The sequence below is a fragment of the Kitasatospora sp. NPDC085879 genome (assembly GCF_040686255.1).
In the GTDB taxonomy this organism is placed as follows: domain Bacteria; phylum Actinomycetota; class Actinomycetes; order Streptomycetales; family Streptomycetaceae; genus Kitasatospora.
This window is the reverse complement of record NZ_JBFBJZ010000212.1, coordinates 1-1,072: the sequence shown is the minus strand read 5'-3', so window position 1 is coordinate 1,072 and position 1,072 is coordinate 1. Positions and strand designations below refer to the sequence as shown.

Below are 1,072 nucleotides of genomic sequence, written 5' to 3'. Positions count from 1 at the left end.
TCGTAGATCTGGGTGATCTTGGCGTCGCGCATCATCCGCTCGACCGGGTAGTCGCGGGTGTAGCCGTAGCCGCCGAGCAGCTGGACGGCGTCGGTGGTGACCTCCATCGCGACGTCGGAGGCGAAGCACTTGGCGGCGGCGCCGAAGAAGGTCAGGTCGGCGTCCGTGCGCTGGGACTTCGCGGCGGCGGCGTAGGTGAGCTGGCGGGCGGCCTCCAGCTTCATCGCCATGTCGGCGAGCATGAACTGCACGCCCTGGAACTCGGCGATCGCCTTGCCGAACTGCTTGCGCTCCTTGACGTAGCCCTTGGCGTAGTCGAGGGCGCCCTGGGCGATGCCGATCGCCTGGGCGGCGATGGTGACCCGGGTGTGGTCGAGGGTCTTCATCGCGGTGGCGAAGCCGGTGCCCTCGGCGCCGATCATGCGGTCGGCGGGGATCCGCACGTTGTCGAAGTAGACCTCGCGGGTCGGCGAGCCCTTGATGCCGAGCTTCTTCTCCGGGGCGCCGAAGGACACGCCCTCGTCGCCCTTCTCGACGACGAACGCGGAGATGCCCTTGGAGCGCTTCTCCGGGTCGGTGACGGCCATGACGGTGTAGAACTCGGAGACGCCGGCGTTGGTGATCCACCGCTTGACGCCGTTGAGGACCCAGAAGTCGCCGTCGCGCACCGCGCGGGTCTTCATGCCGGCCGCGTCCGAGCCGGCCTCCGGCTCGGACAGGCAGTAGGAGAACATGCCCTCGCCGCGGGCCAGCGCGCCCAGGTACTTCGCCTTCAGCTCCTCGGAGCCGGACAGCTGCACCGGCAGCGAGCCGAGCTTGTTGACCGCGGGGATCAGCGAGGACGAGGCGCAGACCCGGGCGACCTCCTCGATCACGATCACGGTGGCCAGCGCGTCCGCGCCGGCGCCGCCGTACTCCTCCGGCACGTGCACCGCGTGCAGGTCGTTGCCCTGCAGCGCCTCCAGCGCCTCGTGCGGGAAGCGGCCCTGCTCGTCGACCTCGGCCGCGAACGGGGCGATCTTCGCCTCGGCCAGCGACCGCACCGCGTCACGGAGCATGTCGTGCTCCTCGG

1 protein-coding gene is annotated in these 1,072 nt (G+C 70.1%); it reads right to left on the bottom strand.

Annotation, left to right across the window (positions count from 1 at the left end; all coding sequences use genetic code 11):
- Positions 1–1,072: acyl-CoA dehydrogenase family protein (locus AB0P35_RS42230; RefSeq protein ID WP_363521950.1), on the bottom strand; the 1,072-nt coding region annotated here is incomplete at both ends.